This is a genomic window from Mycobacterium sp. (assembly GCF_032162105.1).
GTDB lineage: Bacteria > Actinomycetota > Actinomycetes > Mycobacteriales > Mycobacteriaceae > Mycobacterium.
This window is the reverse complement of sequence record NZ_JAVRPS010000724.1, coordinates 1-3,494: the sequence shown is the minus strand read 5'-3', so window position 1 is coordinate 3,494 and position 3,494 is coordinate 1. Positions and strand designations below refer to the sequence as shown.

Annotated in this window: 2 protein-coding genes; both read right to left on the bottom strand. The window is 68.1% G+C overall.

The window, feature by feature from the left end; genetic code table 11:
- Window positions 1-2,710: type IV secretory system conjugative DNA transfer family protein (locus tag QOC69_RS36585; RefSeq protein ID WP_526447822.1), on the bottom strand; the 2,710-nt coding region annotated here is incomplete at its 3' end.
- An 8-nt stretch (window positions 2,711-2,718) separates the two neighbouring features.
- Window positions 2,719-3,366: a hypothetical protein gene (locus QOC69_RS36580; RefSeq protein WP_526447820.1), complete on the bottom strand. Its 648-nt coding sequence runs from the start codon at window positions 3,364-3,366 to the stop codon at window positions 2,719-2,721.
- Window positions 3,367-3,494: the final 128 nt, after the last annotated feature.

Here is a 3,494-nt window from a genome sequence, read left to right as displayed (position 1 = left end):
TGTCACCCGCGTTGCGACCGTCGTCGGGGTCCCGGTAGGGGATCACCAGCCGGTCACCACCTTCGACGTCTTCGGTGAGGTAGGGCTCAGCGTGAACGTACTTCCACTCCGAGACACCGTCAACGTCAGCGACGTCGACCAGATCACCGTGTTGCACCTCGTTTGCCGCGACCGGAATGGCAGGCCCGTACTCGTCATCGACGCCGGGCAGATAGTCGTCGTCGAAGCCGTCCACTTCCGCGCCGAACGTTGGCGCTTTCGCCGAAACGCCGGCGGCCACTGGCGAAGGGTGCGCCGACGGATCCGCATCAGTCGGCTCGCCGTGATCGTCATCCATCGTGGGCCTGCGAAACGCCATCATCGGCCGCACGTACTGATCGCTCAGCGGGTCCAAATCGGGCCGATCCGACGCCAGCAGGATCGGCGATTCACGGATCGCCTTGAACGACATCTCCTGCTCGTCGTCCTCGGGATCGAATCCCCGCAAAGCGCTGTCCACGACCCGTCGCGGCCAGAAGCTGTCCACGTCGTGCAGTTCGTTCAAGATGGCGCGTTCGTGATCCGACAGCGCGGCGTCCTGCTCCTCGGTCGCCGGGACTACTGGGGTGTAGAACGCTTGCATTTCCCGGAACGATCCGTCCGGCAGTTGCACGGTCCCGCGGCCCTTGATTCCCGGCTGCAGCCGGGTGCCGGCCACGGCGTCGTTGAACATCATGATCGCGGCGTCCTTGGACCGCAGCCGCCCCATCGCCACCCGCAACGCGGTGTTGTCACGTGCCTCGCCAGCGATGAACATCGTGTCGGGTCGCTGAATGCCCAGCGCCATGTGGATGCCTACCGCACGTGCGGTGCGCAGCAGGATCCCGATGTCGGTGGCCGTCGGCGGCTCGCCACGCTCCTTGGTGGTCTTGTAGGTCTTGTAGAACTGGCCCAGCGCGACCGCCAGGTTCGAGAACTCGTCGGTGATCACGATGATCGGATCGAAGTCATTGGCACGGTTGGGGTTGACCTTCACCTGCGACAGGCGGTCGGTCATGGTGTCGGCGATGAGCCGCAGCGCGGCGGTGTGCCCGACCAACCCGTCCTCGTCGGTGCCGGCGGTCACTAGCGACACGTTCGGCCAGGCGCGCATACCGGGGGAGTCGAAGCCCTTGGGGTCGATCCACACCACGTTGAATCCACGCCGCGCGCATTGTGTCGCCACGGTCATCAGCAGCGACGTCTTACCCGTTGCCGTGGCGCCGGCGGTAAGGAAGTGCGGGGACTGCTTGAAGTCCCACACCACGACGTTGCCGTAGGCGTCCACACCCAAGGGGATCACCGTGTTCTTGTAGAGCGCGCGGACGTTCGAGCGGGTGACGGCGGGGAAGTCCAGCGGCGGGTCGACCAGGGTCGGCAGGCCGGGGCTGCGCACGAACCGCGCCCGCTTCGACGCCATGCTCCACTCGGCTTCCCAGGACCCGCCGAGGGCGTCGGAGACCATGCCTTCGATGGCCCCGCGCCGGTAGGCGGAACTGACCTTGAGGTTGTAGACGAATCCGACGGTGAACTCCCGGATCCGCGCGGCGATGGCGTCGTTGCCGGTGGCCGCGGACCGCACCGCCAGCTCCTCGTCGACATCTACCTGCGGATTCCTCGTCCCCTCCTCGTCGAGGTTGTCGGCGGCGTCGACGACAGCCGGCTTGTCCACGGTCACCGACGCGATGTGGGCCGCCGCGTCGAACCATGACACGACCAGCGGTGCGAGCACCGATTCGGCGTCGACCACGACGTCCTCTTCGACGATCACGGTTTCGGTGGCGATTAGGGCGCGGGCCAGCGGGTCGTGATTGAACGTGTAGGTGTGTCCGGTGACCTCGTGCAGCACGGCGGCGATCTCATCGGTGAGTTCTTCACCCACCGAGCGCGGGTGCTGGCCGTAGAGCAGCTTGACCACCTTCGGGAACGCCGACTGACCGCGCGGATGGGCACACCGCAGCACGCGCACGCGTCCGGCACGCAGATCGGGCCAGCCCAGCGCCGGGGAGGCCAGGAACGTGACCTTGTTCAGTTGGCGGGTGATCGAGCCGCGGGCGTAGGCCCACCGGGCGTACTGCCAGAACCCGAACACCGCCGCTGCGAGCAGCGCCACGACGATCAGCCGGCCGGGCAGATGCGCCGCTGCCGGCGATGACCACCGCAGCAGCACCCCGGCGGCCGCCAGCAGAACCGCAGCGCCGGCCAGGATCAGCGGCAGAGTGGGGTACTGCTCCCCGGTCCATTGCTGACCGGGCCGCACGTGCCCCATGTGTCCGGTGCGTGCCCGGTGATTCGACCAGGACAGCATCGCCCACCACAGCGCGGGCAGGACCGCCCCGACGATGGGTGCGGCGATGAACAGGATCCAGAACCATCCGACGCCGACGCCGGCGATGACGTACACCGGCTCCGGTGAAGGCGGCAGCAGGTAGTCGCGCGCCCGGGAGGGGTAGTACAGGAAATGCTGGGCGGCCGGCCACACCTTGGTGTAGCCGAGGACGGCGGCCACTGCCAGGGCGGCCAGCACGATCCACCGCCAGCCCTCGGCGGCTTGCTTCTGCTCGGCGGCGGTTTCACCCGGCACGTAGGGACGGTTGAGTTCGGCGCCGCTGGTGGCATACGGGCGACTGGTCGGTGCGGCGACCGCCGGGGACACCTTGCCGGGCACGGTCTTGGCGCGGGGGGCCATCATGGGCTGTCCTATCCGGTCGGCGCGCTCTGCATCGGCTGCTCTGTCACATCATCGGGGGCCGGACGGACACCGTCGCCAGTCAGTGGCAGCACGTTGATGACCTTCCGGTTTTCAGCGCCCGCCTCGAGCCGGATTTCGATGCGGGAACCGTCGCTGTAGTTGACGTCGAAGGTGATGGTGCCGGGCTCTTGGCGCACCGGCCCGTCCACCGATGTCACGTCGGCCTGGGTCACGTTGCGGATGTCGGTGAGCCGGTACTGCTCGGCCAGCTGCGCGGACACGTCGCCGGAGATCCGCGCCAGCCAGTCGTCACGGTTGCCGTTGGGGGTGGCGAAGTTGGTGGCGAACCGTTTCGCCGCGGCGCGGCCGGCGTCTTGGGCCGCGGCGTCACTGGGGTCGATCGTCGGCAAGGCGAGCTGCCCCACCGCCGGCGCATCACCCATCTCAGGTGCGCTGCCGGGGGCCGGCGCGGCCGTCGCCGCGGTCGGCGGTGCTACGTCGTGGGGCTTGGCCGCGGCGTGGCTGTGGTGCTGCCAGGCCAGCGCGGCGATCGCCAGGACCGCGACGGCCAAACCCAGGAGCGCACGGCGCGGGACGCGCCGCCACCATGCCATGACTCGCCGCGGTGCGAATGCCGACGATCCGAATGTAGTCATAGTCACGGGTTTCCTTGTCACAGAATGCGTTTGATGACGACGAAGTGGGTGGGGAACGGGGACAGCTTGACGGGAACCCCGAAGGTCTGGGCCTCCACGATCGTGGTGGGGTTGACGACCATGGCGAC